The sequence below is a fragment of the Paenibacillus dauci genome, from assembly GCF_000971985.1.
In the GTDB taxonomy this organism is placed as follows: domain Bacteria; phylum Bacillota; class Bacilli; order Paenibacillales; family Paenibacillaceae; genus Saccharibacillus; species Saccharibacillus dauci.
Map to the genome: position 1 here is coordinate 417595 of NZ_LAQQ01000002.1, position 26569 is coordinate 444163.

At 49.8% G+C, this 26569-nt stretch carries 24 protein-coding genes; 13 read left to right on the forward strand and 11 right to left on the reverse strand.

Features of this window, described 5'->3' with window-relative positions; genetic code table 11:
- Positions 1–4: 4 nt before the first annotated feature.
- The 6 genes from WH46_RS16155 to WH46_RS16180 form a co-directional block, all read right to left on the reverse strand.
- A complete protein-coding gene (locus WH46_RS16155) occupies positions 5–340 on the reverse strand; it encodes a hypothetical protein (protein ID WP_017811209.1) in 336 nt (111 codons plus the stop codon).
- Between the two features lie 88 nt (positions 341–428).
- Positions 429–1370: an NADP-dependent oxidoreductase gene (locus tag WH46_RS16160; RefSeq protein WP_046227523.1), complete on the reverse strand. Its 942-nt coding sequence runs from the start codon at positions 1368–1370 to the stop codon at positions 429–431.
- Between the two features lie 203 nt (positions 1371–1573).
- Positions 1574–2443 (reverse strand): helix-turn-helix domain-containing protein, encoded by an 870-nt coding sequence (locus WH46_RS16165; RefSeq protein ID WP_046227524.1) that lies wholly within the window; start codon positions 2441–2443, stop codon positions 1574–1576.
- 204 nt (positions 2444–2647) lie between these two features.
- Positions 2648–3784, reverse strand: coding sequence for a Gfo/Idh/MocA family protein (locus WH46_RS16170; protein ID WP_046227525.1), 1137 nt, complete (start codon positions 3782–3784; stop codon positions 2648–2650).
- Between the two features lie 33 nt (positions 3785–3817).
- Positions 3818–4996 (reverse strand): Gfo/Idh/MocA family protein, encoded by a 1179-nt coding sequence (locus tag WH46_RS16175; protein WP_046227764.1) that lies wholly within the window; start codon positions 4994–4996, stop codon positions 3818–3820.
- Positions 4997–5001: 5 nt separating this feature from the next.
- On the reverse strand, positions 5002–5853 hold the full coding sequence (locus WH46_RS16180; protein WP_046227526.1) for a sugar phosphate isomerase/epimerase family protein: 852 nt from the start codon (positions 5851–5853) through the stop codon (positions 5002–5004).
- A 382-nt stretch (positions 5854–6235) separates the two neighbouring features.
- On the opposite strand from WH46_RS16180, the gene WH46_RS16185 reads away from it, so the two are divergent.
- The 3 genes from WH46_RS16185 to WH46_RS16195 all read left to right on the forward strand — a co-directional run bounded on the left by WH46_RS16185 (position 6236) and on the right by WH46_RS16195 (position 8952).
- The gene (locus tag WH46_RS16185; protein ID WP_046227527.1) at positions 6236–6919 is read left to right on the forward strand and encodes a Na-translocating system protein MpsC family protein; all 684 of its coding nucleotides are present in this window, start codon (positions 6236–6238) and stop codon (positions 6917–6919) included.
- Positions 6920–6930: 11 nt separating this feature from the next.
- Complete coding sequence (locus WH46_RS16190) at positions 6931–7992, forward strand: YcjF family protein (RefSeq protein WP_046227528.1); 1062 nt, start codon at positions 6931–6933, stop codon at positions 7990–7992.
- 114 nt (positions 7993–8106) lie between these two features.
- Positions 8107–8952 carry a serine/threonine protein kinase gene (locus WH46_RS16195; RefSeq protein ID WP_046227529.1) on the forward strand — a complete coding sequence of 282 codons (846 nt, stop codon included), beginning with the start codon at positions 8107–8109 and terminating at the stop codon, positions 8950–8952.
- 84 nt (positions 8953–9036) lie between these two features.
- On the opposite strand, the gene WH46_RS16200 is transcribed toward WH46_RS16195, so the two are convergent.
- Positions 9037–9216 carry a hypothetical protein gene (locus WH46_RS16200; protein ID WP_017811199.1) on the reverse strand — a complete coding sequence of 60 codons (180 nt, stop codon included), beginning with the start codon at positions 9214–9216 and terminating at the stop codon, positions 9037–9039.
- 339 nt (positions 9217–9555) lie between these two features.
- Between WH46_RS16200 and WH46_RS16205 the strand changes: the two genes are divergently transcribed.
- The 4 genes from WH46_RS16205 (at position 9556) to hmpA (ending at position 15225) form a co-directional block, all read left to right on the forward strand.
- Positions 9556–11634, forward strand: a complete 2079-nt coding sequence (locus WH46_RS16205; protein ID WP_046227530.1) for a methyl-accepting chemotaxis protein — start codon at positions 9556–9558, stop codon at positions 11632–11634.
- A gap of 408 nt (positions 11635–12042) precedes the next feature.
- Entirely contained in the window at positions 12043–13125 is a 1083-nt protein-coding gene (locus WH46_RS16210; RefSeq protein ID WP_046227531.1) for a pectate lyase family protein, read from the forward strand.
- A 179-nt stretch (positions 13126–13304) separates the two neighbouring features.
- Positions 13305–13721: a FlxA-like family protein gene (locus WH46_RS16215; RefSeq protein ID WP_046227532.1), complete on the forward strand. Its 417-nt coding sequence runs from the start codon at positions 13305–13307 to the stop codon at positions 13719–13721.
- A gap of 274 nt (positions 13722–13995) precedes the next feature.
- Positions 13996–15225: an NO-inducible flavohemoprotein gene (gene hmpA / locus WH46_RS16220; protein WP_046227533.1), complete on the forward strand. Its 1230-nt coding sequence runs from the start codon at positions 13996–13998 to the stop codon at positions 15223–15225.
- Between the two features lie 128 nt (positions 15226–15353).
- Here the strand turns inward: hmpA and WH46_RS16225 are convergent, their stop codons facing one another.
- Both WH46_RS16225 and WH46_RS16230 read right to left on the reverse strand, forming a co-directional pair.
- The gene (locus tag WH46_RS16225; RefSeq protein WP_017811194.1) at positions 15354–15875 is read right to left on the reverse strand and encodes a Crp/Fnr family transcriptional regulator; all 522 of its coding nucleotides are present in this window, start codon (positions 15873–15875) and stop codon (positions 15354–15356) included.
- Between the two features lie 15 nt (positions 15876–15890).
- The gene (locus WH46_RS16230; RefSeq protein ID WP_046227534.1) at positions 15891–16550 is read right to left on the reverse strand and encodes an MOSC domain-containing protein; all 660 of its coding nucleotides are present in this window, start codon (positions 16548–16550) and stop codon (positions 15891–15893) included.
- A gap of 142 nt (positions 16551–16692) precedes the next feature.
- Between WH46_RS16230 and WH46_RS16235 the strand changes: the two genes are divergently transcribed.
- Both WH46_RS16235 and WH46_RS16240 read left to right on the forward strand, forming a co-directional pair.
- Complete coding sequence (locus WH46_RS16235; protein WP_046227535.1) at positions 16693–18681, forward strand: TPM domain-containing protein; 1989 nt, start codon at positions 16693–16695, stop codon at positions 18679–18681.
- A 68-nt stretch (positions 18682–18749) separates the two neighbouring features.
- Positions 18750–19310 (forward strand): acyl-CoA thioesterase, encoded by a 561-nt coding sequence (locus WH46_RS16240; RefSeq protein ID WP_046227536.1) that lies wholly within the window; start codon positions 18750–18752, stop codon positions 19308–19310.
- A gap of 126 nt (positions 19311–19436) precedes the next feature.
- On the opposite strand, the gene WH46_RS23485 is transcribed toward WH46_RS16240, so the two are convergent.
- Positions 19437–20240, reverse strand: a complete 804-nt coding sequence (locus WH46_RS23485) for an HNH endonuclease (RefSeq protein WP_069202845.1) — start codon at positions 20238–20240, stop codon at positions 19437–19439.
- 60 nt (positions 20241–20300) lie between these two features.
- Positions 20301–20765, reverse strand: a complete 465-nt coding sequence (locus tag WH46_RS16250) for a hypothetical protein (RefSeq protein ID WP_017811190.1) — start codon at positions 20763–20765, stop codon at positions 20301–20303.
- Positions 20766–20978: 213 nt separating this feature from the next.
- Between WH46_RS16250 and WH46_RS16255 the strand changes: the two genes are divergently transcribed.
- The 4 genes from WH46_RS16255 to WH46_RS16270 all read left to right on the forward strand — a co-directional run bounded on the left by WH46_RS16255 (position 20979) and on the right by WH46_RS16270 (position 26454).
- Complete coding sequence (locus tag WH46_RS16255) at positions 20979–22268, forward strand: ABC transporter substrate-binding protein (RefSeq protein WP_017811189.1); 1290 nt, start codon at positions 20979–20981, stop codon at positions 22266–22268.
- A 132-nt stretch (positions 22269–22400) separates the two neighbouring features.
- The gene (locus WH46_RS16260; protein WP_017811188.1) at positions 22401–23276 is read left to right on the forward strand and encodes a carbohydrate ABC transporter permease; all 876 of its coding nucleotides are present in this window, start codon (positions 22401–22403) and stop codon (positions 23274–23276) included.
- Positions 23277–23326: 50 nt separating this feature from the next.
- Positions 23327–24157 carry a carbohydrate ABC transporter permease gene (locus WH46_RS16265; protein WP_407944419.1) on the forward strand — a complete coding sequence of 277 codons (831 nt, stop codon included), beginning with the start codon at positions 23327–23329 and terminating at the stop codon, positions 24155–24157.
- Positions 24158–24468: 311 nt separating this feature from the next.
- Entirely contained in the window at positions 24469–26454 is a 1986-nt protein-coding gene (locus tag WH46_RS16270; RefSeq protein ID WP_046227538.1) for a fibronectin type III domain-containing protein, read from the forward strand.
- Positions 26455–26569: the final 115 nt, after the last annotated feature.

Consider the following 26569-nt stretch of genomic DNA (forward strand, 5'->3'; position numbering starts at 1 on the left):
GTTCTTATCCGGAAGAAGAACGAGCTCCGCGGCGACTGGCAATCAGACGCATCGTCCAGGCAATAATGACCCAGAGCAGACTGATTGCCATTAATGGAAACATCATCAGCAGCGGGATATCGATAATGGCGCCAATCGGATCAGGATAGAGGATCTGGGAGATCCAGCCGGGCAGAATGGACGCAAGAGCGAGTGTAAACAGAACGCCGCTCCCGATCCATGCCCCGCGGGACCAGCGAAGCGCAACCAGTGCAAGCAGCAGCAGTACAATTAGCTCCAGCAGCCAGATAACGCGGAACAATGGATCAGAAAACGCGGTTGACGGATTAATCAGCCACATCTGCTGCACCTCCCTCCGGGTAATATCCACCGACTGTACACCATATCATCAACAGCATCGCAGGCAGAGTACGTGATTAGCAGATTCATTAATCTTCGAATGTGATTACAATTTTGCCTTTGGCATGGTGCGTCTCGCTGAGTTCATGCGCCTGACGCAGTCCTGCCTCGGAGAAAGGAATCTCGGTACCGACGATCGCATTGACTTTGCGCTGCTCCATCAGCTGACCGAATTCCTGCAGTTGCTTGCCGTCCGGCTGCAGCCAGATCGACTTGGCCGTAATATTCATTTCACTTGCAATCTCTTCGTCCGGCTGTCCCACGATAGAGATCAGACGTCCGGTATCGCGCTTGAGCACTTTGAAGCTGTCTTTTTGAATATCGCCGCCCATGGTATCGAATACCAGATCAATATCCGACAGCACCTCGGCAAAATTGGTCGCTTTGTAATCGATCACTTCATCTGCGCCCAGAGATTTGAGAAATTCGGCATTTTGCGCGCTGGCGGTAGTAATAACATGTGCCTGCGCATTTTTGGCAAGCTGAATTGCCAGACTGCCGACACCGCCTGCACCGGCATGGATCAGTACTTTTTCGCCGGCTTTGAGCTGTCCATGATCGAACAGGGCTTGCCATGCGGTCAGACCGGCCAGCGGCACGGAAGCAGCTTCCTGATAGCTGATACCTGGTGGCAGTGGAGCAAGCAGATGATCATCTACCAGTGTATATTCGGCATACGTACCGAATCGGGTCGTTTCCGGACGGGCAAATACCTTGTCGCCGATTTTCCATTCGGTGACTGCTGAACCGACTTCGGTAATAATACCGGCAGCATCCCAGCCGAGAATAATCGGGAACTCCCAATCCATCATGTCTTTCAGATAGCCTGCACGCAGCTTCCAGTCAATCGGGTTGATGGATGTTGCCTTGAGCTTGACGACAACCTGATGTTCATCCGGTACCGGATTGGGAACTTCCATTTCCTTGAGTTGATCTTTATCTCCGTATTGTTCAATAACGATGGCTTTCATGATAGACCTCCTTAGGTAGTAACGATAAGAGTATAGTGATGATAAGGGTAAAGAAGTATTCTCTTTACATAACATACCCATTTCGCGGGTTTGCCAACGCACTTACGCACAGAAGAAGCTTTCAAATTCGTTTTTAGATGAAGTGAAAAGAGGGAATACCATGAGTGATTTCGCTGTATTTCCTTGATGCGACAGCTTTTTAATTAATAAGATTGTACAGTCGGAGCCGAGGATGGCCGAGAGCGATAGCTCTCTGGTGAGCAGCCGACAATCTCTTTGAATACCCGGCTAAAATGGGGCAGCTGCTTGAAGCCGGACAGTCGGCTGATCTCGGTGATCGACAGTTCCCGCTGATAATGCAGCAGCAGCCGTGCCTGACTGATCCGGCGGTGATACAGATATTTGAAAATGGTCATGCCTGTCCATTCCTTGAATAATGAAGTGATATAGGCACGGGACAGATGCAGATGTTCTGCAATCTGCTCCAGTGTAATCTCATGCATATAGCGGGTCTCGATATAATCGAGAACATGCTGAACGTACAGCTCCTTGCCAGCTCGGCTGCTATCCGTCTGCTCTTCATGGCAGCGGCTGGCGAGCATGGACAGCAGCTCGCACAGCTTAAGAATGAAGCGAAAAGAAACCTTGCCCTGTTCCTCCAGCGGCAGTACAGCCAGCTGGGCCAGCAGTTGTTCCAATTCCGGTTGTTCCTCCCGGCTCAGTGAGATCCGGCGGTTCCCGGACTGCTCAAAAGGCAGCAGCAGGCCGCCAATATGTTCCGTCCGGATATATTCATGCAGCAGAGTGGGATCAAAATGGAGCGTTGAACGCACATAGGGATGATCCGGCTCCGGGTGTGGACGGTGGAGCGTACGTCCATGCATCAGCAGTACATCACCCGGACGCAGATGATAGCTGTGCTCCCCAATAATATAAGTACAGATACCTTCATGGAAATAATAAATCTCATATTGCAGATGGGAATGAAACCCATCGATCGCCGGTGGATGAAAAGGCCCGGCTGACCGATATCCGTAAGTAATCGCATGATCCATCCGCATCGTCTCCGGCATGGGGAAAACATCTCCTTTTCGGTAGCGTTTACATGAGTTGTTCTCATTGTACCATTACCGGGGAGACAAGGGGTCAGCAGGATCATGCCGTTCCTGTATGATTGGCAGAAGATAACCCCAATAATCGCTTTGCTACATGGTACCGATACACCAAAAAACGGCGTGGTTTCTGCATATCTACTGCAGTATCCGCGCCGTTCTGTTTTATCTATTATAATGCAGTCTGCCAGTAATTCCTTGAGGTGTACCAAAGCCAAGCAGACCGTCCGGCTGATCCCATGCCTTTTGCTGGGCGAGCAGACACAGTTCGGCTGCCTTGAAAGCATGCTCCTGGGTCATTGCCGTTTCGGTCCGATCCAGTACATCGCGAATCAGCTGACCGAAGAAGGGAAAGCCCACTTTGCCGGTCACATTGAAATGGTATTCGCCTTCGTGATTGACCAGATACACATGATCCCGTGCAGGATCGCGGGCGATATCGATGTATTTGCGGAGTTCAATATAACCGTCGGTTCCGAGCAGGAGTGTGCGTCCATCTCCCCAGGTGCCCAAGCCGTCAGGGGTGAACCAGTCGACCCGCATATAGCCGGATGCGCCGCTGTCGCCGGTAAGGGAAATTTCACCAAAGTCCTCCAGCTCGGCATACTGTGGATGATTGAAATTGGCGACCCGGCTGTGGTTGATCATCGCATCGGTAGAGGAGGTGAACGTCAGAAACTGCTCGATCTGATGGCTGCCGATATCACAAAGGATGCCCCCATACTGATCCCGACGGAAAAACCAGTCCGGCCGCTTGTCCGCTACCAGTTGATGTGGCCCTGTACCCATCAATTGCACGACTTTGCCGATCGCTCCCTGATTGACCAGCTGCTGGGCATACACGGCACTTTCCACATGCAGTCGTTCACTGTAATAGACCATATATTTGCGCCCTGTACGTGCCGATTCGATTCGTGCCTCGATCAGCTGTTCCATCGTTGTAAATGGAGCCTTGTCGGTAAAATAGTCCTTGCCTGCCTGCATCACCCGCACCCCGAGTGGTCCGCGCTCAGACGTAATGGCTGCCGCGGCAACCAGCACGATGGTCTCATCTTGCAGAATCTCCTCCAGCGACGAGGCAATTTGGGCATCCGGATACTGCTTGTGAAAGGAAGCGATTTTCCGCGGATTGCGATCATAGATCCATTTAACTGTCGCTCCGGCTTCTACCAGACCTGCACACATTCCGTAAATATGCCCGTGATCCATAGCTGCCACCGCGATCTGGAACTCTCCCGGTCCACAGACAGGTTCGCTCTGATACGCCGTGGTCGGTGCATAAAACATACCGTCTTTGCTCATTATAATACGCCTCCCTTGCTGCTATGCAGATGGTTATTTATACGTGTTGCTCATATCGGCAGGCATGGATTCCTGCCCGGCGATATCTCCGGAAAAGGAAGACTCCTCCCTGCGCCGGGCCAGATGGTCTTCAAAGCGCTGTTCGTCGATAGGCAGCGTCACCCAATCATCTTCCCAGGTCGATAGCAGCATCGCATTGGACAGCGTTAATCCGCGTATACCTTCTGCTCCGGGAGCAATGAGCGGGGTGTCTTCACGAATCGCTTCGATCCAGTTGCGGATAATGCCGGGGTGCCCGGTCTCTGTCTCTTCAATAGGAATGTCGCACTGCCAGCACTCTGGATGTCCGAATGCGCCTTGATAGCGTTCGTTGAATGCAGGCTCCGGTTCACGCAGCCGCCAGAAGGTAAGCCGATCCTGCTCAATGACGATTTTGCCGCGATCCCCAGTTACTTCAAAGCGGTTGGTTCCGGGATATTCACCAGTCGTTGTAATAAATACGGCCGAAGCGCCATTATCGTATTCGGCATAGGCAGTCACATCATCTTCCACTTCAATATTCCGGTAGCGGCCGAACTTGCAAAAGGCGCGGATACGCGATGGCATCATTCCGGTCGTCCACTGCAGCAGATCCAGCTGATGCGGGCACTGGTTGATCAGCACACCGCCGCCTTCACCGCTCCAGGTCGCCCGCCATCCGCCGGAATCATAGTAACTTTGTGCTCGGTACCAGTTGGTAATAATCCAGTTCAGCCGCCGGATCTCGCCCAGTTCGCCACTTGCGATCAGGTCACGCAGCTTGCGATAGACAGGATTGGTACGCTGATTATACATAATGGCAAATACGCTCTCGGGCGCTGCTGCAGCTGCGTCATTCATCTCCTGCACTTCCCGGGTGCTTACTCCGGCAGGCTTCTCGACGAGTACATGCAGACCATGGCGAAAAGCAGTGATTGCCTGTCTGGCATGATCCTTATGAGGAGTCGCCAGCAGCACCGCATCAACCGTACCGGACTGCATCAGCTCCTCCGGGTTATTCCAAAAGGCGACCGATGCCGGCAGATTCTCCCGGCTCCACGCTTCCATCGATGCCCGGACATCACATACAGCAGTCAATTCTGCGCCGGGGATAGAGCCGGATAACAGGGTGCGGGCATGGGTACTGCCCATATTGCCAATGCCGATAACGGCTACGCGTACAGTTCTCGTCATCACGGTCAGACCTCCTGTCCATGCTGCTGCAGCTGTTCGCGAAATACACTGGCAAAATGCGTAAGCATCTTTGCTGAACCGAATTGTCCGCTAAAATCCTCTATCCCCAGATAGCCGTCATATCCGGCAACTACCAGATCGTTGATAATCTGTTCCCATGGAACGCTGCCTTCCAGTAGAGGCATCCACTGGCACTGCCAGCGACCGTCTTGACGTATCCAGCCGGCGTTTTTGACATGTACATGAGCGAGATAAGGGCCGAGCAACTGGATACCCATCCGGTAATTCTCGTAACCTTCGTGCACCAGGTTACCCGGATCGTATAATACGCCTACATGAGCCGGATTTAGATGTCCAACCAGCCGCATCGCGAGGGAAGCGCTTGGCGCAATGGTCTCATGATGCGTCTCGACGAGCGCCTTGATACCATACTGGCTGGCCATTTCCTGAATACCGGATAGATAACGGACAGCTTCGGTCTCCAGATCTTCATAATGACGCTGCCTGTCATAGCGGGGAACACCAACACGCATCATCGTGGCACCCAGCTGCTGTGCCGTATCAAAAGCCTGATGGGCTGTATCCAGATCACCGCATTTCAGATAAGGGACCAGGGCAATGGAGCTTACGCTGCCTTGTTCCGCAGCGAGGCGGATCGCTTGCAGCCGCTCGCTGGAAATTGCCGGATCAATAGAGCAGCGATTATGTCGCCAGTAGGAAGGCGACTCTTCGGCAGCGTCCGCCGGAATAGCGGCATAGCGCCACTCGATGCCTTCGATTCCGGCAGCAGCGGCAGCCGTTATCAGCTGCTCCGGTGTGAGATCGGGTGTGCATACGGTAAATACGGATAATTTCATCACCTGTGATCATCTCCTCGGTATACATGGTTTCCTATTACTTGTTTATAAAATTGGAGTTCGGCAGCCTTCTTCTGCAAGAATAGGTTGAACAAGCAGTTCCTCCAATATTTGGAATCGCTTTCATACAAATGCATTGTAGCATGCAGCCATGTATGCGGACATATGATTCGGCGAATAGTGGAACTGCAGATAAATAACTATCCCAAAGCCATACTGTCAGATAAATGTAGGGGAAATGCCAGAAAATGCGAATAATTTCGACAATGCTGCTGTACCCGCACATCAATGCTGCCAAAACGGGGTACTATATTAAAAGTAATAAGCCAGAGTCAAGCATGCGTCCGATCCGGATGAACCATGCAGAGGAGGAGCCCCATTTATGAAAAGGATGTCTGTAGATCATCCTGTCGCGTTATATATGCAGCAGCGAATCAATGAATATTATGAAAGCTCGCATCCGGAAATCAGCGTCCTGCTGGACGAACGTTGTATCGTTCTGCACTTGAAGAACTTTATCGGGCCGCGTATGGAAAGTATTGTGGAGCAGCAGGATGACCCGGATGTTTTTCGTACTTTGCGAGAACTGATGATGGAATATACCCTGCAGAACTTCACCAGGGATATGAAAGAGCAGTTCGGCATACAAATCAAGGATATTTATTATGACTGGGAAGAACGCGATTTCTCGGGGATGGTCGTGGGGTTGCTGGAAGGGGATGCTTTTGCAGAGACTGTAGAGACTTTTCCTCATCAGTATGAGGTTCACGAGCGAACCAATGAGATTACCTACAGCGTACAGCGGGTTCCTGACAGGGTATACAGCTTCTGGATGGATGACCACCTGCTCATCGTTGTTCGCGACGGCTTGCTGATCAAACTGGAAAAGGAACTGCTGCGTCAGGGTGAACAAGAGCTGCTGCGCAAAGCAAAACGTGTTCTGGAGCGCAAGGAATTTCTGTATCACAGCCAGATTCCCGAGATTCTGGGTCGTGAAATTGAAGCGATCTATCTGGATTGGCAGTTTGATCATGATCGCAGCGTACTCGTCTATCAATTCAAATAAGGAGGACTGAAATGAACAGCAAAGACCCACAAGTCAAAGCAACGATCCGCAAAGCAGCCGACCAGGCATTTGATCAGGAAATGGATGAGATTAACCGCCAGATGGAAGAAGAAGTCATGATTGCATTGGTGGGTGACGTCAATGCCGGCAAGTCTTCCACCATTAACCAGATCATCGGGGATGAAGTCGCTGGTGTCGGGGCGGAGCCGGGAGAGACTACCCAGATTCGTCCGTATCCTTATCGGGAGAAAATCATATTGATTGATACGCCGGGGCTGAATGATGTGAATGTCACCAACTCCAGCGTAACACGTGATTATTATCGCAAGACCGATGTAGTTCTCTTTTTCCTCAATGCAGCAGGTACGGTGTTCTCCGAAGCCGAGCAGAAATCACTGGAAGCGCTGGAGAAGATCAATACCAATATCCTGATCGTGCTGAACAAGATTGATGCTGCTGACGAGATTGATCGTCTGGTACGCCGCATCCGCCAGGAGACAGGAGACCGCTATGAGGTGATACCAATCTCGTCACGTACCGGGCAGAATATTGACAAGCTGCGCAGCAGTATCCTCGATATGCTCAAAAAAAAAAGTAAGGACATTTTGTTCGCCCGTACGATCAAGGAAAAATCCTCTACCGCCAACAAATGGATTATTGGCGCTGCTACCTCGGCCGGTGCGATCGGTGCTGCGCCGATACCGGGAGCGGATATCATCCCACTAACCGCGATACAGATTGGTCTGCTAACCCGCCTGGCAGCATTGTATGAACGTCCACTCAGCCGGGAGACTGCCAAAGAGATCGTGATCGCCTCGATTGTCGGCAATATGGGAAGAAGTCTGTTCGCCCAGATCAGCAAAATCTTCCCCGGTGCAGGATCTGTAGTCGGTGCAGGTGTCGCCGGTTCGGTAACACTGGCGCTGGGCTATTCCGTCAAATATGCGTATGAACGCGGCATTGATGTGACACCGGACAGTATCAGCCGCCTGTATCGCAAATTCCGTGATAAAGTCAAGAAAAAGGATGATCTGCCTGCTATCGAAGATGAGGGCAGCAAGCGCCGGTCATAGAGCAAATGATCGAACGGTCAGCTGCTGTTTTCTTTTATTATTCTGATCCTGAAACCTGCACGGCCCGCGCACAGTATAACAATAGCAATGTGACGACGAAAGGCTGGTTATGGATTGAGAGCATTACAGCGAATACATGGACATATTCAGCGCTGGCTGCAGGAGCGTAATTTCAGGCCTGGCCAGCTGATCAGGGAGCGCTACCGGATCATCGGTCTTCTCGGTACAGGCAGCTATGGTGTTACTTACCGATGTGAGGATCGGGTGACCGGCGAACTCTGTGTGTTGAAAAGGGTTCATCCACTGCGTGGTGGTCGCCGGCGAGCCGAACTGATCTATGATCGCGAGCTGCAGGCAATGACCCGGCTTCGGCACAAACGGGTACCGGAACTCTTGGAGTCTTTTATTTACCAAGGCCAGCGGTGTCTCACGATGGAGTATATGCAAGGACTGAATATCGGTCAGCTGCTGTTCGAAGAGGAGCAGCGCTTTACCGAGCGGGAAGCGCTGCAGCTGATTCACCAGCTGCTGGATATTGTGGAGATGATGCACAATCAGGGGATGATCCACCGGGATATCAGTTTGTCGAATGTACTGCTGCATGAGGGCCATGTACAACTAATCGATTTTGGACTGACATGGCGCGAGGAAGAACCACCGGCACTTGTCGATGAGCTGGATGAACTGGTCAGTGGGGATGAGCAGGAGAAGCGAATCCGGCGCCGCCTGGATGTGAGCAGTGACTTTTACGGGATCGGTCATCTGCTGCTCTATCTGCTGTACAGTACGTATGGCGAGAGCGATGCTGCCGGAGATAGCCAGCCGCAGGAAAGCAGCTGGGAGCAGGAGCTTCAGCTGCATCCCCGTACCCGGCAAATGCTGCGCAGGCTGCTGCTGATTGATCCGCCTTATAGACAGGCAGCCGAGATCAGACACGAGATTGAATCCATACTATTGTAAAATAGCAAAAAGCCCCTTCGTTCATCTGAAGGGGCTTTTTGCTATTTTATTTTATTTGCATCGGCGCCATGTTACCTTGCTGTATTAGCTGCTGCTGTAAGAGCTGCTGCCGCGCTTGCGCCTGTAATGTCCATGACCATGTTGATTATGTGAACTTCCTCTGCGACTGTAACGATCGCTGCTGCTATACGAACGGTGACGGTGGTGGCCTGAACTTGATTTGGACTTGAGTACCTGATTAAGAATACTTTTGATAAGACCCATCTGAGTAACCTCCTTCCGTTTTCTTATCTTCTACATACGTATCCGACGATATGCAGGTTCCGGTTTTTTATGTAAAGCATCTCGAAAAGATACAAATTGCACGAGGCGAATAAAATATCGTTCGAAATTTAATTTATAGTGATTCAAATGTCGAAAAATAGGATATACTTATTTATCTAGGTCAAAATAACTGGTTCATAAGTTGCATAAGAGGATGTGGATTTTAATTATTATGTGTATATAGATCTACTATTGCCCTGACGAAAAAGCACACTGAAGTGATCAAAGCTATTATAAATTTTTCAAATACTATTACTGAATAAGGAGTTATTCTACTGTATGAATGCTATTAAAAAAGGTTTGGAAAGCCTGTCTGCCCGGATTCTGGGTATTACGGCCTTGTGTATTATTGTCCCGATGGTACTGGCAATGGTGACGGTGGGTTATACGGTGACCCGGTCTTATGAACAGGCGAACGCCCAGTCTATATCAGCAATTGCCCAGGAAAAGTCAAAAGAACTGAACATGGCGATCAAATCGCAGGTCGCTGTGGCGGATGCAATCGTGGAAGATCCTTACAACGTGGACTTTTTTAACAATTTGAATACAGCGGGTCAAGCAAACAAGGAGCAGTTCCAGCGGATTCAGGAGAACATTACCGAGAAGCTGGAAGAATCCGACGGACTGTATGAGAATATTTTCTTCTCGCATGATGGCAAAATCTATATGGACGGTATCAATGGGAATTCGGTAGGTCACGAACTGACTGCACAGACCGACCCATGGTATCCCAAAGTACAGCAGCAGCCCGGTCCTTTTATGAGTGATATCATGGTATCCCCGGTATCCGGCAGAACGGTTATCGTTGTCGGCAATGTGCTGGGCGGTGATGAGGCGGACGAACAGAACGAAGCTTCCGCCAGCAATTCACTGAATATTTTTGGAACACCGCTGGATGTGAATACACTGCTGCAGGATGTCGTGCAGCAGGATGGAGACAATCTGCTGGATACAGTCGTTATCAACAAGGCGGGCTTGATTATCGCCTCCGGGAACAAGGATCAGATTATGAAGACCGATCTGAGCAAGCTGGATTCCGGTACACTGTACAAGCAGATTCAGTCACAGGACAAAGGCAGCGGATTTATCACCATGAATGGGGAGCGCTATATGGCTTCTTATGTAAAGGATAAAAACCTGAATGTAGATATTATCTCCATGCAGCCGGTTAGTATCTATATGGATCGTGTGCATTCCATGATTACTACGATGATTATTATTACAGTAATCAGTCTGATTCTGGCAGCCATTGTACTGTTCCTGGTTGTACGCAGTATTGTTCGTCCGGTACAGATGGCTTCCCAGCAGCTCGAACGGATGTCCAAGGGCGATTATTCGCATACGCTGCCTGATAAATACAAACAGAGCACAGGCGAGACGGGTGTACTGATCCGCTCGATGGATGCGATGCAGCAGTCTACACACCGTATGATTCAGGCGGTTACTGCCGAGATTAACCAGCTGCGTGAAGCGAGCAATCATGCCAAAGTAGGCTTTATGGATATGAACCAGAAGCTGCAGGAAGTGTCGGCGACCACGCAGAACATGTCTGCCGGTATGGAACAGACCGCTGCTTCTTCCCAGGAGATCAGCGCTTCAACCACCGAGTTCGAAAAAGCGATCGAATCGATCGCTGTAGGAGCACAGGAAGGAGCTGTGCAGGCAGGTGTTATCAACGAGCGTGCAGGTTCACTCAAGAACAAGCTGGATGAATCTATCGCAGCAACAACTATCGTATACAATGATGTCAAATCCGGTCTGGACGAAGCACTGGCACAGTCCCAATCCGTTGAAATGATCAAATCACTCAGCGAGTCTATCCTTCAAATTACCCAACAGACCAATCTGCTGGCACTTAACGCTTCGATTGAAGCTGCACGGGCAGGGGAAGCAGGTCGTGGATTCTCCGTAGTCGCTGACGAGATCCGCAATCTGGCAGATGCATCCAAGAATACCGTGGGACAGATTCAGGGCATTACCGATCAGGTTGTGCAATCTGTGAATAATCTGCAAAAATATACTGCTCGTCTTATGGAATTTCTGGCTACCGAGATCGGTGCCGATTACCAGATGATGAGAGAAACCAGTGAATCGTATCTTAACGATGCCGGTTATATCGATCGTATGGTTAGCGAATTCAGTGCGACGAGCGAGCAGCTGAGTGCGTCTGTACAGAATCTGGCACAGGCGATCAACGAAATTTCTATTTCCAACAACGAATCTGCCGATGGCACCGAAGAGATTGCAGGGGCAGCTCAGGTGGTACTCGACAAAGCCAACGAAGTCTCGGTAGAAGCCCAAAAAACCAGCGAAAGTGCTGAACGTCTCGGTACGTTGGTAAATCAGTTCAAATTCTGATCAGTGGACGAGACAAGGAAACGATTAGAATAACCGGTGTGTTCCAATATGTGATATTGAGTCTTATTTTGGAGACCCGTACGAAAAGATACTCTGACCAAACAGAGTATCTTTTTTTGTGTAATATGAAGGAGATAATACCATTTTTGGATTTTTTATCGTATTGAACTGTATATAAATATAATCATCCACTACTTCGGAATACTTATATACCACCTAATATGATATTACCCGGAACGCTTTGATAGTCAAATAATTAACCGTTTATTTTAGATATACGTTTGGGCCGTTAATCTTCTATATTCTAGCATTCACAATCTCCAACATTTCCTTTAAAATTCAATAGATGCATAAATTTACTGTTATACGAAATTAATCTATTATGCATCAAATAAAGGAGGACATACCATGGTACAAAAGTTAAATATTAAATCTCTACATACGCCCCGGTGGATTCTCACTGCCGTTCTGTGTATCGGTCTGGGAAGTGCTTTCCATGCTCCGGCGACCCAGGCAGCCAGCAACTATCCGGATCCTATGCAGGGTCTGACCGGATTCGCAGGCAATGCCAAGAATGAATACGGACAAGCCAAATCAGCGGTGACAGGTGGTAACGGCGGCGCTGTAGTTACAGTAAATACACTGGACGAACTGAAGCAGCAGGTAGGAGACACCCAAAGAAAAACGGTTGTCGTAGGCAGAAATATCAGCTCTTCCGGCAAATCGATTGTTAACCTGGGAGCCAACAAAACAATTGTTGGCGCTTACAATAATAACAAGCTGACCAATGTCTATCTGACAACAACCGGCAGCTCAAGTAATATAATTTTCAAGAATCTGGTGATTGCTCATACGGCAAATATTAACGAAAATAATGACATCCCACTGTACATTAACAATGGACAGAATTACTGGGTCGATCATGTTACGCTCGAAGGTCATGGATACGATCCGAATGGACATGATCTGGATAAATTGATGTATGTGGGTAGCGGAGCAGACTATATCACCATTTCCAACAGCAAATTCACGAACCATCGCTATGGTCTGATTCTGGGATGGCCTAACGATGACAATGCCAGCGTAAAACAATATACCGGTCTGCCGCATCTGACGATGACCAATAACTACTTCAATAACGTCTATACACGCGCACCGGGTCTGATGCGTTATGGTTATTTCCATGTCAAAAACAACCTGATCCAGAACTACAAACTGGGTTTCACTGTAGCGACCAATGCCAAAGTCTATTCCGAAGGTAATGCGTTTAATGCAGCTGGCGATAATGCAATCGTCAATGTTGATCCAAGTACCAAACTGAGCGGCCAATTCAAGGATACCGGTTCATCCCCGGCGATTACAGCCAATCTGCCGGTGACTACCTGGAAGCCGTCCAGTAACTACTCTTATTCTGTACTGAGTGCTGCTGCTGCCAAACAGTATGCTTTGAGCTATGCGGGTGCACAAAACACATCTCTGCAGTACCCATAATCGCTCTGCCTGCATAGAATGTCCTATTGTTAAAAATGACCATACTGCCTGGATCTTAGTCCGGGTGGTATGGTTATTTTCTGTTGTTTATATACAAAAATTAACGTGTTCTGCCGATAAACAAAAAGGGAATACTGGTACAAGGATAGGGGTAATCTACGGACCCGAGGTGTTTATCCATGCAAATCTCATCCACTTCTTCAGTGGCCTATACATCAACCCAATCCACCAGTAATACATCCGCGCTGGAAAAACAGAAAACAGCGCTGGAAGCACAGCTCACCAAATTACAATCCAGTACAGACAAAAAAAGCACAGACAGTGAACAACAAATCAAACAGATTCAGCAGCAGATCCAGCAGGTCGAACGCCAGATCGCTCAGGCCAGCAAAAGTTCCGGCTCTGATTCATCCGACAGCAGCAGTTCTTCATCCACGGACTCTACCGATTCCACTAAGTCTGCCCAGCAGGCTGCACTGGAAGCTCTGAAGAAAGTGCAGGAAGAGAACCAGAAAGCACAAGAAAAGCAGCAGGCACAGGCTAATCGCAGCCTGGCAGATATGGGCATTGGCAGCCGCTTCGATATGAGCATCTAGGCCCGAACCTGAAATGAAAAAACCAAAAGCCGTCCACCTTGGGGATGGTTTTTTTGTTGGTCTTATCCGGGGATGATTCGTAATTGTGAACGAACGTTAACGTTTAGTGTGATCTCAATCACTTGGGATGTCATAGAATGGGAATAGAATTTGAGATATCTGAAATTAATATTAATTTGTGACTATTATCCGGTCTGCCTATGCCGGTAGCAGCTGTAGAAGATCAACTGCCATCCGTGCTAGCTGTAATGACCAAAACAAAGGAGAGATTAGAATGCTGGATGCTCATACTATTAAAGTGATCAAGTCGACTGTACCTGTACTGGAGACCGAAGGGGTACATATTACCAAAAGATTCTATCAGACGATGTTCGAAGCGCATCCCGAGCTACTGAATATTTTTAACCACGCCAATCAAAAGCAGGGACGTCAGCAGACTGCGCTGGCGAATGCGGTCTATATGGCGGCGCTGCATATCGACCGGCTGGAAGAGATTCTACCGGTCGTCAAGCAGGTCGCCCACAAGCACCGTAGTCTGGGCATCCGTCCGGATCAGTATCCGATCGTTGGCAAATATTTGCTGCAGGCGATTCAGGATGTGCTCGGTGAAGCGGCAACACCGGAGATTCTGGATGCCTGGACCAAAGCATATGGCGTTATCGCAGATGTCTTTATCGGAATCGAGCAGGAGATGTATCAGGAGGCCGAACAGCAGCCAGGGGGCTGGGAGGGATTCCGTGCTTTTACAGTACAGCGCAAAGAGCGGGAGAGTGCTGTCATTACTTCCTTTTACCTGGTGCCCCAGGATAGCGGCGAACTGGCTGCGTTCGAGCCGGGTCAATATATCAGCATCAAGGTACATGTTCCGGGACAGCCGTATGAGCAGATCCGTCAGTACAGTCTATCTGACGGACCGGGACAACCGTACTACCGCATTAGCGTCAAGCGTGAAGATGGCGACGAGGTTCGTCCGGCAGGGCAGGTGTCTGTCTATCTGCATGAACAGGTGCAGGAAGGGGATGTGCTGTATATATCCGCGCCGGCAGGAGACTTCCAGCTGCAGCGTCAGCACGGTCGTCCGGTCGTGCTCATCAGCGGCGGCGTCGGTCTGACACCGATGATGAGTATGCTGCGCTCGCTCGCTGCCGAGTCATCGGGAGCAGGCATTACCTTTATCCATGCAGCAGGCAATAGTGAGCTGCACGCGATGCGCCGTCAGGTGGAGGAGATTGCGAGTGAATGCCCTGATCTGTCTGCTTATTATTGTTACAGTACACCGACCGAGTTGGACCGACAGAATGAAGCCTTTCATTATGAAGGCTATCTACAGCCCGACTGGTTCAAGGAAATGGTGCCTGATCTGAACGCCGATTACTATTTCTGTGGTCCACTGCCTTTCATGCAGGCGGTCAATACAGCACTGGATCAGCTGGAGGTTCCTGTGGAGCAGCGGCATTATGAATTCTTTGGCCCTGCAGCGAGTCTGGTAGCAAGCGGGAAATAGGCAGGCGAGAAGGCTAACTGAGCCAGAAATAGATCAAATCAATGGATGAAGCGAAAATTCTATACCATCCATGGTTCGGCTTTATTTTAAAATCATATCTATCAGAATATAAAAAAGCAGAACTCCTCCTATGAAATGGAAGAGTCCTGCTTTTTGGTCTGTGCGCGCAGCAGTCGGTTTACCGTCTCGCGCCGGAGTCCGATCAGCTGGCCGATTTCGTCCTGGGTAATAATTTCGGTAATCGGGATATCCTTAAGATAAGTGGCAAACCAGTGTTGCAGCTGTTCCAGCTTGTCTGCCGGGGTAACCCGGGTGAGCTGGTCGATTCGCTGCTGCATCATGCGTAGCTTGTCCTGCAGCAGCGCAGCTACTTCATGATAGCGGGCAGGATCGCGATTCAGTTGATCATACCATTCGGCCGCATGTACAATCTCGACTTCTCCCGAGATCAGCGCAATCGCTGTGCCGTGATAATTCATCGGACTGATCAGCGAATGATGCGGGATCATCTCGCCGGGCACGATGATATTAAATAAAAACATACTGCCGTCCTCGTGCAGACGCACTATCTTGAACAGTCCGCTTTTGATGCGGTACAGTGGCCCGCTCTCTCCCTGACGGAACAAAGTCTCGCCTTTGTGAATGATCATGAGTACTCTCCTTCCCTAGCCGAGACGCTTGCTGAGGTGCTTATGCAGTGAAGAGGCAAGTGCTGGCTCATTCAACAGCTGGCGCAGCAGCGGAGTGTCTCCGCGTTCATGGTACAGCACCTGATTGCAGTCTGCGATCGTTGTTCCATTGCCTTCGTGGCGTATCCATTCAAACCGGTCTCCAGCAGTAACCTGACCCGGCTCCAGCACACGGAAATAAAAGCCGGAATAGCCGGTGTCCCGTACGCGCATAATCATTTCCTTACGCTCCAGATACGCAGACAGCTTGAAGCAGGGCTGGCGAGGCTGGCTGACTTGTACAACAGCCGACCCGATCCGGTAGACATCGCCGATGCGTACATTCTGTTCCTGCAGTCCACTCACGGTAAAGTTCTCTCCAAACGCACCAGCTTCAAAAGGACGATTCATCTGTTCGCTCCACCAGAGATAGTGATCTGCCGAGTAGATACAGGCGGCTTTGTCCGGACCGCCATGATTTTTCAGATCGCCCTGCCCGTCCTGTTCGAGTCCGTCTGACGAGATGTTGACAGGATGAGGAACCGGCTTTTTGATGAATCCGGTGAATACGGTTTTGCCATCCCATTCCACATTGACCGGCATACCGGTATTTAAGGATAATAATTCTGGTAAAATAGCAGTAGTCTCTATCGACATGGGGAATACGCTCCTCCTCACAAACGATTTTCTTCATTAATACCGATAATTGTATCATAATAACGTATACAGACAATTCGGAAGCCGATTCTTCCCGCGAAAGTCTTCCCTGTGAAGCGCTTCTGAGGAGAAAGGAACGATCATGAACAATAAGCCACGAACTATTCGGTATATGCCGGTGATCCTGCTGCTTCTGCTTGCAGTAAATATGTGCCTTTATCCAGGCAGTGCACTCGCGGCAGAACAGAAGGGTCATATTATGGATCATGCCAGCCTGTTTGCCGAAGAGGATATCAGCCGAATGAATGCCAGACTGGATCATCATACCTATGATCTGTACGTGATTACCGGCACGGGAATGAGTGAGTCAGAGGGGATGAAGCTGGCTAACGAAGTGTATGAACAGGCTGGATTCTCGGGTAATCAGCTGCTGCTCATGATTACGACCGACCCCAATTATGTGCATCTGGTATTCGATAACGAGGAACTGTCAGAGCGGATTGCCCGAAGCAATGCAGGCAGTATCGCCGGGGTGACCGACAGTCAGTTTGTACCTTATGCCAAAAAGGGAGATCTGGCTGGTGGAGTTATTGCGGTTAGTGATTACCTCAATGGACTCGGCGATGTTTCCAGTCCGGATACAAGTTCAGCTTTGTCTGCAGCCGGACAGCCGCCTCTATCCGAGCAGAATGGTAAGTCTCTGCGCCAGGTGATCTTTTACATTATAGGAGGATGCGTAGCTGCAGCTCTCCTGGTCCTGCTGATTGTGCGAGCCGTCGCTTCCGAGAAACTGCATCGCCGTCAGAAGAGACTTCGTGCACGAGTGGACGAGTGGAATGAGCGGCTGGGCAGCCTGTCCCATTCCGATTCTTCCGGTTCACTGGACAAAGGTATGCTTGGTGGATTCTCAGCTGCTGCGATAACAGCCCGTAAACTGGACATACAGAAGTATTCCAGTCAGCTGGACCGACTGCGTCAGTGTATTGATAGCCGGAACATCTCGCTGTTCTCTACTACCCGGCCTGCAAAGGAACTGCAGGGATTGGAGCAGCAGCTGAATGCACAAGCAGTTCAGATTGAGGAATGGCTGAAGTATGGCCATAGTTCTGGAACAGCAGATAATTCTCACCCTCTTGTGGAAAACTCCGAACTTGCTGGGCAGAGCTGGGATGGAGCAGTGGACGAGCTATCCGGACAATCTCCAGAGCAGCAGAGCCGGCGATGGCTAGACGATATTGAACATGCCGAACGGGAGCTGCGCTGGCAGATCGAACAAGAGCAGTTGATGATAAATACCGACAATCCTTTCCTTATGCTTGATCAGGCCCGCAGCGAGGCAGAATATCTGCCGAATCTGCTGGCTCGTGGAGATATAGACAGTATTCGCAGAATAGAGCAGCATATCCGGGAGGCTCGCAGTCTGGTTGCTGATCTGATTCGTTACCGTGATGATGCTCGTGAGATGCTGGCGCTGGCTCCGCAGCAGTTGGAGCAATTGCAATTGCAGCCGGAACGGTATGAGCAGGAAGTAGAGCTGCTGCGGGAGCAGTACGCCAGAGTGCATATTCAGGAACAGCGTGATCGCTATGCCAGAATGCAGGAGCTGCAGTTCCAGATCGAACAGCTGCTGCCGAAAATTGCCGATGCGCTGGATGAACATGATCAGCAGTACCGTCATGCGAATGTGCTCACTACAGAGGTAAGAACGGCATTGGATCAGATTCACCACCAGCGAAACGCTATTCTCGGTTATAGGGATGAGCTGGATCTGCACAAAAAGCTGCTGATGGAAAATTGGGAGCTCATGAGTGCCCGTCACCGGGAAGGCGTACAATTGCTGACCGGTATTCCCGAAGAGGGACTTGCTGCGCTGCAATCCCAGAACGAGAGCTTTCATATGCTGGAGCAGGTCCGCCGCCGGTTGATCAATCCTCCGATTCATCTGCCGGAGCTGGAAGAAGCGATGATGCTGGCAGCTGCGAGACTGGATGCTTTTCTGCAGGATGTGCAGGAGATTATCGGAATATCCGATCTGGCCCAGCAGCCGGAAGCATCGTCCACCGATATAGAACGTCCGGGTACACCATCCATGAGGCTGTTCAGAAATCACCCGGAAGACAATCATGAATGATAGGCAGTCCTGAATAATAAGTAATCCTGACAACCAGAATATTCAACGTAAAGAAGGTAGATCAACCCATGAAACATGACAATCTGCATCAATCTGCCGCAGTTTCAGGCGAACCGGCAGCGACCAAGTATGTACGGGAAACGCGCTGCTTCAAGACGGCACGCGTGTTTCCGACAGATGTTAATAATCACAATACGTTATTCGGCGGCAAACTGATGTCCTATATCGATGATATCGCTTCGATTGCTGCCTCCAAGCTGTGCCGGGTTGATACGGTCACTGCGTCTACCGATTCGGTGGACTTTCTGTATCCGATTAATCCGTCGGATTCGGTTACGCTGGAATCTTTTGTGACCTGGACCGGTCGCAGCTCGATGGAAGTATTCGTCAAAGTCATCCGGGAGGATCTGAAGTCCGGTGAACGAAATATCGCAGCCACCGCCTTTTTGACTTTTGTAGCAATAGGGGAAGGCAAGCGCAAGGTGCAGGTGCCTACTGTGGTGCCGGAGACCGAAGAAGAGCGTAAGCTTCATGAAACCGCACCTTCCCGGGCGGCCATGCGCCGTCAGCGCCGGGAAGAAAGCAAGGAATTCGCCGATTATCTGACAACGGATTATCCATGGGAATAGTAGCGATCTGATCAAAATAACCAAAAGCAGCCCGGCTTTGTACGGTGAGTACAGAGCACAGGGCTGCTTTTTTTGTTGGAACCAATCGTTGATTATATGGTCCGGAACAGTTAATCAGCATTCTGTTCATTCCGGCTGGATGAAATGGGACAGGTCGTGATCGGCTTTGGCCTGATTGCACAGATTGCAGGCACATACGCAGTTGAGCGGTGTTGTATGGCCGCCGCGAGCCCGCGGCAGCAGATGGTCGATCGTATCGCCATATCCGCCGCAGAAATAGCAGGTATACTGGTCACGTTCCAGAATATACCGCCGGAAAGAGCGGTTGCTGTACAGACGGCGAATCGTATGCGGATTGACGACCACTGCCGCATATTCGCGGACGAGCACAATGGCGGTCTCCAGATCGCTTTCCTGGTGCCAGCGGCGTCCTTTGTCCGTGCGTCCGCGCATGTAGACAATACCTTTACGGGTAGGGCGCAGTGTCGACAGATCCAGTCCCTGTCCACGGATATCCTTTTGGTCGATGGAGGGCAGCTGACGATTGGGACGGACCGCTGTAATATGCGTAGCTCTTGCAGTCGGCTGCGGAGCCGGAGAAGGCTGGATCGCTGACGGAACAGTATGGGAAGCATGAGCGGATATCGGTTGTACCTGCACTTGCACCGTATCCGAGGTTACCTCGGGTGTATCCTTGATCTGATTTTTAAGCTGTTTGCGGCAGCTTCGGCAGGTACCGCGGCGCTGGCTTCTGCCGGATTTGCGACCTGTTCGCCGGGCATAATGCGACAGCGGGTGAAGCTCACCACAGCGGGAACAGATTTTGGAACCCGGGTAATCGGTACTTTCCGATTCTTGAGTAGAAGAATCAGCGGGTACGGGTAAGTCGGTTGTTGTTTCCGGCAAATACTCCGGATGAGATTGCTGCATAGATTTCACCTATTTCCAAGTAAATTCGGATTGTATCAGTATCAGAGTAGATTCCTTCTATTATAACGGTAAAAGGTCACGCCGTTTGGCAATGGGCTCACAATCCTTGCATACACCTACGAGACTACCGTCATCATTGGCATAAAAGGTCAGATGGTTCACCTCTTTTTTGCAGTAAGAGCACTTTTGCATACGCAACTTGGATGGTGGCAGACCATTCTTCGACAGCGGCAGCGGACGGACAACAGCCGGACGTCCGGATAACTCTGCCGGTTTGCTATTGGTATCCGTTTTGCGGCGTGTATGGGAACGACGCTCACGAAAGGCTGCCAATTCAACAACGTTATGGGGCTTGGCAGTTGGTTTACTGCCATTATGGGATTCAGACGTATTCGCCGTGAAAGGTGGTGACAGCGTCTCATTGGCTGCCGGTTTGATCCTTTTTTTGGAGGAGTGAAGAATCCAGCTAATCACGGCCAGAATAACAATAACAATCCCCATTACGATAATCCATGCAGGTTGCATGCGATTCACCTTCTTTGCTGAGTATTGGACAAGGTAGATCAAGATACTCCTTATTATATTACCTTTTAATTCCTGTACATCCCTTTTTTGTTACTGCCTAATTTGCTATAATGCGTGTCAAGGGTAGAAAAAAAGTATAGAATTATTTTTTGCCGTTATGTGTTACATATCGAGAGTATGGAAACGGTAGAGCCTAAGGAAGCTGGATAACATATGAAAGGAATGAAGACAGTGAACAAGAAGATCAAAAGCTTTACGATACTGTGTCTGCTCGTTGTGTTGGTCGCTTCTGTGCTCAGTTCGTGCGGATCGGATACCGGGAGTAAGAATGAGGAAAAGGGAAAGGTTACCATTAAGTTCTGGACGATTGCGCTTCAGCCCACATTTAATGAATACTTTAATACCCTGATTTCAGAATACCAAAAAAGTCACCCCGGCGTCACGATTGAATGGAGCGATTATCCATATGATGCCATCTCTAATAAGTTATTAACCGGAATTGCCAGTGGCAACGTACCGGATGTAGTGAATTTGAACACAGAATTTGCCAATCAGATGGCATCCAAGGGAGCACTTGCCGATCTGACACCTTATTTGAGCGATGAAGAGAAAGGTTCTTACTTTGAAGGGATCTTTAATTCCACTGTATTGGACGGCAAGCCTTATGCCCTGCCATGGTATACCGGTACGGAAGTACTGTACATGAATACCCGATTGGTCAAACAGGCAGGTCTGGACCCGGAGAATCCGCCGAAAACGCGGGATGAACTAAATGAATGGGCCCGCCAGGTCAAAGCCAAAACAGGAGCGAACGGCTATGCACTGACATTTGCAGCCAGACTGTTCCCGGTAGAAGGCATCTCGATCCTGAATGAAGACAAAACGGCAGCGGCATTCAATACGCCGGAAACCCTATCGATGATCCAGCGCATGCAGCAGCTGATCCAGGAAGGGGTACTGGTTGGTGAAGATGCCAACTTTGACAAGCAGATCCAGTATTATTCCAGTGAACAAACTGCGTTCGAGATTGCAGGACCTACCTTTATTAACTTTATCAAAACAGCAGCACCGGATGTATATGAGAATACGGTAGCTGTACCGCTGCCGACAGGCAAAGCGGACGTGCGCTTGTCCAACACCATGAACCTGGTTGTACCGGCCAAATCGGCAGCACCGGAACAAGCGGCAGAATTCGCCAAATTCCTGACGAACGCTGCCAATCAGACCGCTTTTGCCAAAGCAGCCAATACGCTGCCAAGCACCAAGGAATCGATCAAGGACCCGTTCTTTACCCAGAATGACAACAAGCTGGAATCCCAGGCCAAAGTCGCTTCAGCCGAAAGTCTGGACAAAGCGGTCGACTATATGGTCGGTGTACCAAATGCAGGTGATGTGAACTCGGCAATCGCTCTGCAGCTGCAGGAGATTTTCCTGAATGGCAAAGATCCGCAGCAAGGACTTGATGCCGCAGAGCAGGCAGTCAATCAGGTTCTCAAACAATAAAATATCAACAGGAACAGATACAGGAACATATCTAGGTGAAGTCATTTTTCGTTAAATCCCGGTCGCATCTGCAGAGTATGGTTCTGCAATGAAGGCAAGATACTGACCCTCCAAAGGCGGTGGACGAACATAATGAGATGGATGAGAACCGAGACGTTTGCCGCGTGGGCCTTCATGGCTCCCGGATTGCTGATTGTCGCTGTGTTTGTATTATGGCCGATCATCTACGGAATTCCATTGTCTCTGACCGATTACTCGGTAATCGGCGAGACTCACTATGTAGGATTCGAAAATTATGTAACAGCGGTTCAGGATAAAAGCTTCCTGACCTCACTGTGGAATTCGCTGGTCTATGTACTGATTGTCCCTTTTATCCAGGTGTTCTCGATTCTGATGGCGATTCTGGTCAATACCCGGTTGCCGCTGATCAAGGCATTTCGGGCGGCCTATTATATTCCTGTCGTCACCTCCATGGTTGCCGTCGCGCTCATGTGGAGCTGGCTGTTCAGCAACAATGGAGTCGTCAATTATATTCTTATGCAGCTGGGCATCATCCAGGAGCAGGTCGGCTGGCTGTCGACCAGCAGCACAGCACTGTATGCGCTAATGTTCATTACGATGTGGAAAGGCCTTGGTTATTACATGGTGCTCTATCTGGCTGGACTGCAGGGCATTCCGTCAGAGCTGTACGAAGCAGCGATGATCGACGGTGCCAGCCGCTGGCAGGTCATCCTGCGGATCACGGTGCCGCTGCTGCGTCCGCATATCCTGTTCTGTACACTCATCTCGCTGATGGGCGCGATTCGTGTCTTTGACGAGATGTTCGTACTGACCCAGGGTGGACCGGGCAATGCTACGCTAACCTCCAGCCTGTACATTTACCAGAAAGGTCTAGAACAGTTCAACTTTGGTTATGCATCGGCTCTTGGGTTGATCGTGAGTGTGATTGTCGGTGCGCTTAGCATATTCGTATTCCGGCTGAACCGGAGAGGCGGGGTGAGCTACTGATGAACAAAGCGATGGAACATTCCCGTAGCCATGCGGTGTCATCCGTCAGGATGGCTCGTCGTGTGCGCAAAGTGGTGCGGTATACCTTTACGTATATTCTGCTCCTGCTGCTGGCTCTGCTCATGACCGGACCGTTCCTGTGGCTGCTGAGCGTCTCGCTCATGCCGGGTCGTAATGTATTCTCCAACCCGCCGGCCATCTGGCCTACCTTTATTGATTTTGGTAATTATGTGCAGGTCTGGAGCTATATGAACTTCCCCAAATATATTATGAACACGCTCATTATTACGGTGCTTGGTGTGGTATTCAATATCGTGCTGTCCTGTATGACTGCCTATCCGCTGGCGCTGTTCCGTTTTAAAGGCCGGGATATGGTATTCGCACTGCTTATTACAACAATGATTATACCGTCCGCTACCGCGATGATTGTGCACTATCTGACGATCCAGTGGCTGAATCTGGGCAACTCCTATCTGGGTGTCGTTCTGCCGGCAGCTGTATCGGTATTTAATATTTTCCTGATGCGTCAGACGTTCCAGGGAATCCCGTCCGAGATTCGGGATTCGGGGAAAATGGATGGTGCATCCGAGCTTCGTATCTGGTGGCAGCTGGTCCTGCCGCTGGTCAAACCCGGCATCGCCGTTATCATGCTGCTGGAAGTGATGGCTTTTTGGAATAATTTCCTCTGGCCGATTGTCGTTCTTGATGATCCGGAGAAATATCCGCTCGCTTCGGCACTCACATATTTGAATGGTCAGTTTTCGTATAATTTCGGCTGGATTGCTGCAGGTACTATCATTTCGGTTATTCCGATTATTCTGGTATTCCTGTTCACCCAGCGTTACTACATGGAAGGCCTGGCCGGTGCAGTCAAAGGATAAGCGCTTCGCTTATCCTTTTCTGTGCTGCCATTTACATAATCATACCTTCGACCAGCTGCTCCAAAAGGGTGTTTTCAGGCTTCTGCACAAGTACGCAGCATATTATGAAATCGGAAAAGGGGGGGAATTCACAAAGAGTCTGTCCGGCACTCCAGACAGCTTCACGACAAAATGATCTCCGGCAGGTACTCTCGCCAAAATAGAGAAATGGCAGAAACGGGTTGTATCGCGTATCGCAGAATCTACAAATTGCGCATTGGTGTAAGGCAGCACAGACACACCTATACCATTATGAGCCAGGAGGCTATCACATGAAGCGAAACAAGGGGTTATGGCGCTCTATATCCGTATTTATGATCTGGGCGATGCTCGGCAGTATGATTCCTGCAGGAGTGATCCATGCAGCAGAACAGCAGCAGGACTTTAGCAAAATGGACGTGATGCCGATTCCGGCAGTTACCCGCATTATTACACCTACCGGTGAATTACATGGCGATGACTGGGAACGGATCACAGCTGGTGGCGGCTGGGATGTAGATACCAACAAGGCCACGATGACACTGGAGTTTCCTTATCCCCTTTATCTGAATGGATTCAAGACGTTTCTGAATAGTGGGAGCAACACGACGGATTTTAGGCTGGAAGGGCTGGTTGACGGAGAATGGCGTGATATCGATGAGATGCAGTCTGCCTGGGAAGATCCTTCGGGTTATGCCTACTATATGCGGGCGATGACACCAGGATGGTACAAGAGTATCCGAATCAACTTTTTCAATAAAGATCCAAACAAGGCTGTCAATGTCACGACGATCTATCTGATGTCGGAGCTGTCACGGGTAAGCAATGCCAATGTACTGCCAGGACAGAACACGCAGGGGGCTTTGCAGTGGGATGAAGTGCCAGGTGCCGAGAAATATATTGTCAAATACGGACCGGAGTTTGGAGAGTATACCGATCAGGTAGAGCTCAAGCCATCCGACCGGCAGCCAGGCAATTATTTTATTATCCCGGGGCTGGAAAAGGACAGGGTCTATCATGCTATTGTTGTACCAGTTGTGAACGGACGTGAGGGCAACCGGTCGGTCGATATGTCGATCATTATTCCAAGCTCCCGCTTTTTCCCGGGTGGAACCGGATTTGGAATTAATGAATGGGATAACAGCTGGCTGTACAACAAAATGGGCGATGGCAATATGAACAGTACCTGGGGATCGATGGCTTATAGATATGTAAAAGACCTTAATTATTATATCCAGATGCCATCGACGACCTATATGACTTCTCTGCAGGTGCTGCCTGCCGTGCCGGCAGATACGACGCTTACGTATACTGCCTATGGCTGGAAAGATGGAGTAGCTACTGAGATCGGACACAAATCCTATGATCTGGCTGCACGGATTGGCCCGTATGTGCTGGACCCGATCCCGATTACACCGGACTGGTACGATCGCATCTCCATACACGTGAATTCGACCAATACAGCGGTCGAGACGTATGAGATTCTGTGGGATTCGGATATGGCTACTGTAGGAGGATTATGGACCGAGCGTGGAGATCATCAGGTAACATTGCATTGGAATCCTGTACCGAACGCCGATTATTATACGGTTACTTATGAATCGGTGATCTACCCGGTTAGTGGAACCATGCAGGTGAGCGCCGAAGCATATAAGGGATATCCTGTCACCGGATTGGTCAATGGACAAGAGTATACGTTCCGGGTCAATGCCAGCGTTAACGGACAGCTGGTTAATCCAACCGGAAAAGTTATAGGCAGTGCAACCGCGCCGAATATCAGCAGAGCAGTGCCTGCTGGAACGATTGCCAGCGGCAGCGCAGAACCGATACCGGCCTATGATCCATATTCGGTTATCGACAGTTATATGACTACCGGCTATTCATTATGGTCAGGTGGCACATTTGGTCTGTCGTTCCCCTCTCCGGTCAGTCTGAAAGGTGTGCAGATCTCCAGCTTCTCTATGGCTCCATCTATGCATAACTATACGATCTACGGACTGCAGGGCAAGCGCTGGATCAAGATCGGTCAAGGAACTATTACTCCAATGTACCGATTCAAAAGTGATCCATACGATCTGCTGCAGGACCCGATCGCAGTCAAGCCGGGCAAATACGAAGGCATTCTGGTGGTCGGTGAAGTAGATCAGGATGGAAATTGGGGCAGTATTGATCTGAATGATATCAAATTGATCTATGGCAATAATCAGGCTCCATCAAGTGTGACCGGTGATACGTATGGACAGCAGGGAACTGTGATCGGAGATACGTACATCCAGTGAACAAATGCGATGCATCATAAATTTGTATTTTTGCAGCGCAGCCAGATCAGCTGCATGCTGATTCAGAATTTTACTTTTTCCGTTCGATATGATTGGATGTAAATACAGATATTTT

Excerpts from the sequence above, each read along its gene's own strand:
- WH46_RS16250 (WP_017811190.1), bottom strand. The coding sequence starts at position 20,765 with ATGCAACCTGCATGGATTATCGTAATGGGGATTGTTATTGTTATTCTG.
- WH46_RS16230 (WP_046227534.1), bottom strand. The coding sequence starts at position 16,550 with ATGTCGATAGAGACTACTGCTATTTTACCAGAATTATTATCCTTAAAT.
- WH46_RS16255 (WP_017811189.1), top strand. The coding sequence starts at position 20,979 with ATGAAAGGAATGAAGACAGTGAACAAGAAGATCAAAAGCTTTACGATA.
- hmpA (WP_046227533.1), top strand. The coding sequence starts at position 13,996 with ATGCTGGATGCTCATACTATTAAAGTGATCAAGTCGACTGTACCTGTA.
- WH46_RS16200 (WP_017811199.1), bottom strand. The coding sequence starts at position 9,216 with ATGGGTCTTATCAAAAGTATTCTTAATCAGGTACTCAAGTCCAAATCA.
- WH46_RS23485 (WP_069202845.1), bottom strand. The coding sequence starts at position 20,240 with ATGCAGCAATCTCATCCGGAGTATTTGCCGGAAACAACAACCGACTTA.
- WH46_RS16260 (WP_017811188.1), top strand. The coding sequence starts at position 22,401 with ATGAGATGGATGAGAACCGAGACGTTTGCCGCGTGGGCCTTCATGGCT.
- WH46_RS16160 (WP_046227523.1), bottom strand. The coding sequence starts at position 1,370 with ATGAAAGCCATCGTTATTGAACAATACGGAGATAAAGATCAACTCAAG.
- WH46_RS16165 (WP_046227524.1), bottom strand. The coding sequence starts at position 2,443 with ATGCCGGAGACGATGCGGATGGATCATGCGATTACTTACGGATATCGG.
- WH46_RS16185 (WP_046227527.1), top strand. The coding sequence starts at position 6,236 with ATGAAAAGGATGTCTGTAGATCATCCTGTCGCGTTATATATGCAGCAG.
- WH46_RS16190 (WP_046227528.1), top strand. The coding sequence starts at position 6,931 with ATGAACAGCAAAGACCCACAAGTCAAAGCAACGATCCGCAAAGCAGCC.
- WH46_RS16170 (WP_046227525.1), bottom strand. The coding sequence starts at position 3,784 with ATGAGCAAAGACGGTATGTTTTATGCACCGACCACGGCGTATCAGAGC.
- WH46_RS16270 (WP_046227538.1), top strand. The coding sequence starts at position 24,469 with ATGAAGCGAAACAAGGGGTTATGGCGCTCTATATCCGTATTTATGATC.
- WH46_RS16215 (WP_046227532.1), top strand. The coding sequence starts at position 13,305 with ATGCAAATCTCATCCACTTCTTCAGTGGCCTATACATCAACCCAATCC.
- WH46_RS16205 (WP_046227530.1), top strand. The coding sequence starts at position 9,556 with ATGAATGCTATTAAAAAAGGTTTGGAAAGCCTGTCTGCCCGGATTCTG.
- WH46_RS16225 (WP_017811194.1), bottom strand. The coding sequence starts at position 15,875 with ATGATCATTCACAAAGGCGAGACTTTGTTCCGTCAGGGAGAGAGCGGG.
- WH46_RS16265 (WP_407944419.1), top strand. The coding sequence starts at position 23,327 with ATGGCTCGTCGTGTGCGCAAAGTGGTGCGGTATACCTTTACGTATATT.
- WH46_RS16240 (WP_046227536.1), top strand. The coding sequence starts at position 18,750 with ATGAAACATGACAATCTGCATCAATCTGCCGCAGTTTCAGGCGAACCG.
- WH46_RS16235 (WP_046227535.1), top strand. The coding sequence starts at position 16,693 with ATGAACAATAAGCCACGAACTATTCGGTATATGCCGGTGATCCTGCTG.
- WH46_RS16210 (WP_046227531.1), top strand. The coding sequence starts at position 12,043 with ATGGTACAAAAGTTAAATATTAAATCTCTACATACGCCCCGGTGGATT.
- WH46_RS16180 (WP_046227526.1), bottom strand. The coding sequence starts at position 5,853 with ATGAAATTATCCGTATTTACCGTATGCACACCCGATCTCACACCGGAG.
- WH46_RS16155 (WP_017811209.1), bottom strand. The coding sequence starts at position 340 with ATGTGGCTGATTAATCCGTCAACCGCGTTTTCTGATCCATTGTTCCGC.
- WH46_RS16175 (WP_046227764.1), bottom strand. The coding sequence starts at position 4,996 with ATGACGAGAACTGTACGCGTAGCCGTTATCGGCATTGGCAATATGGGC.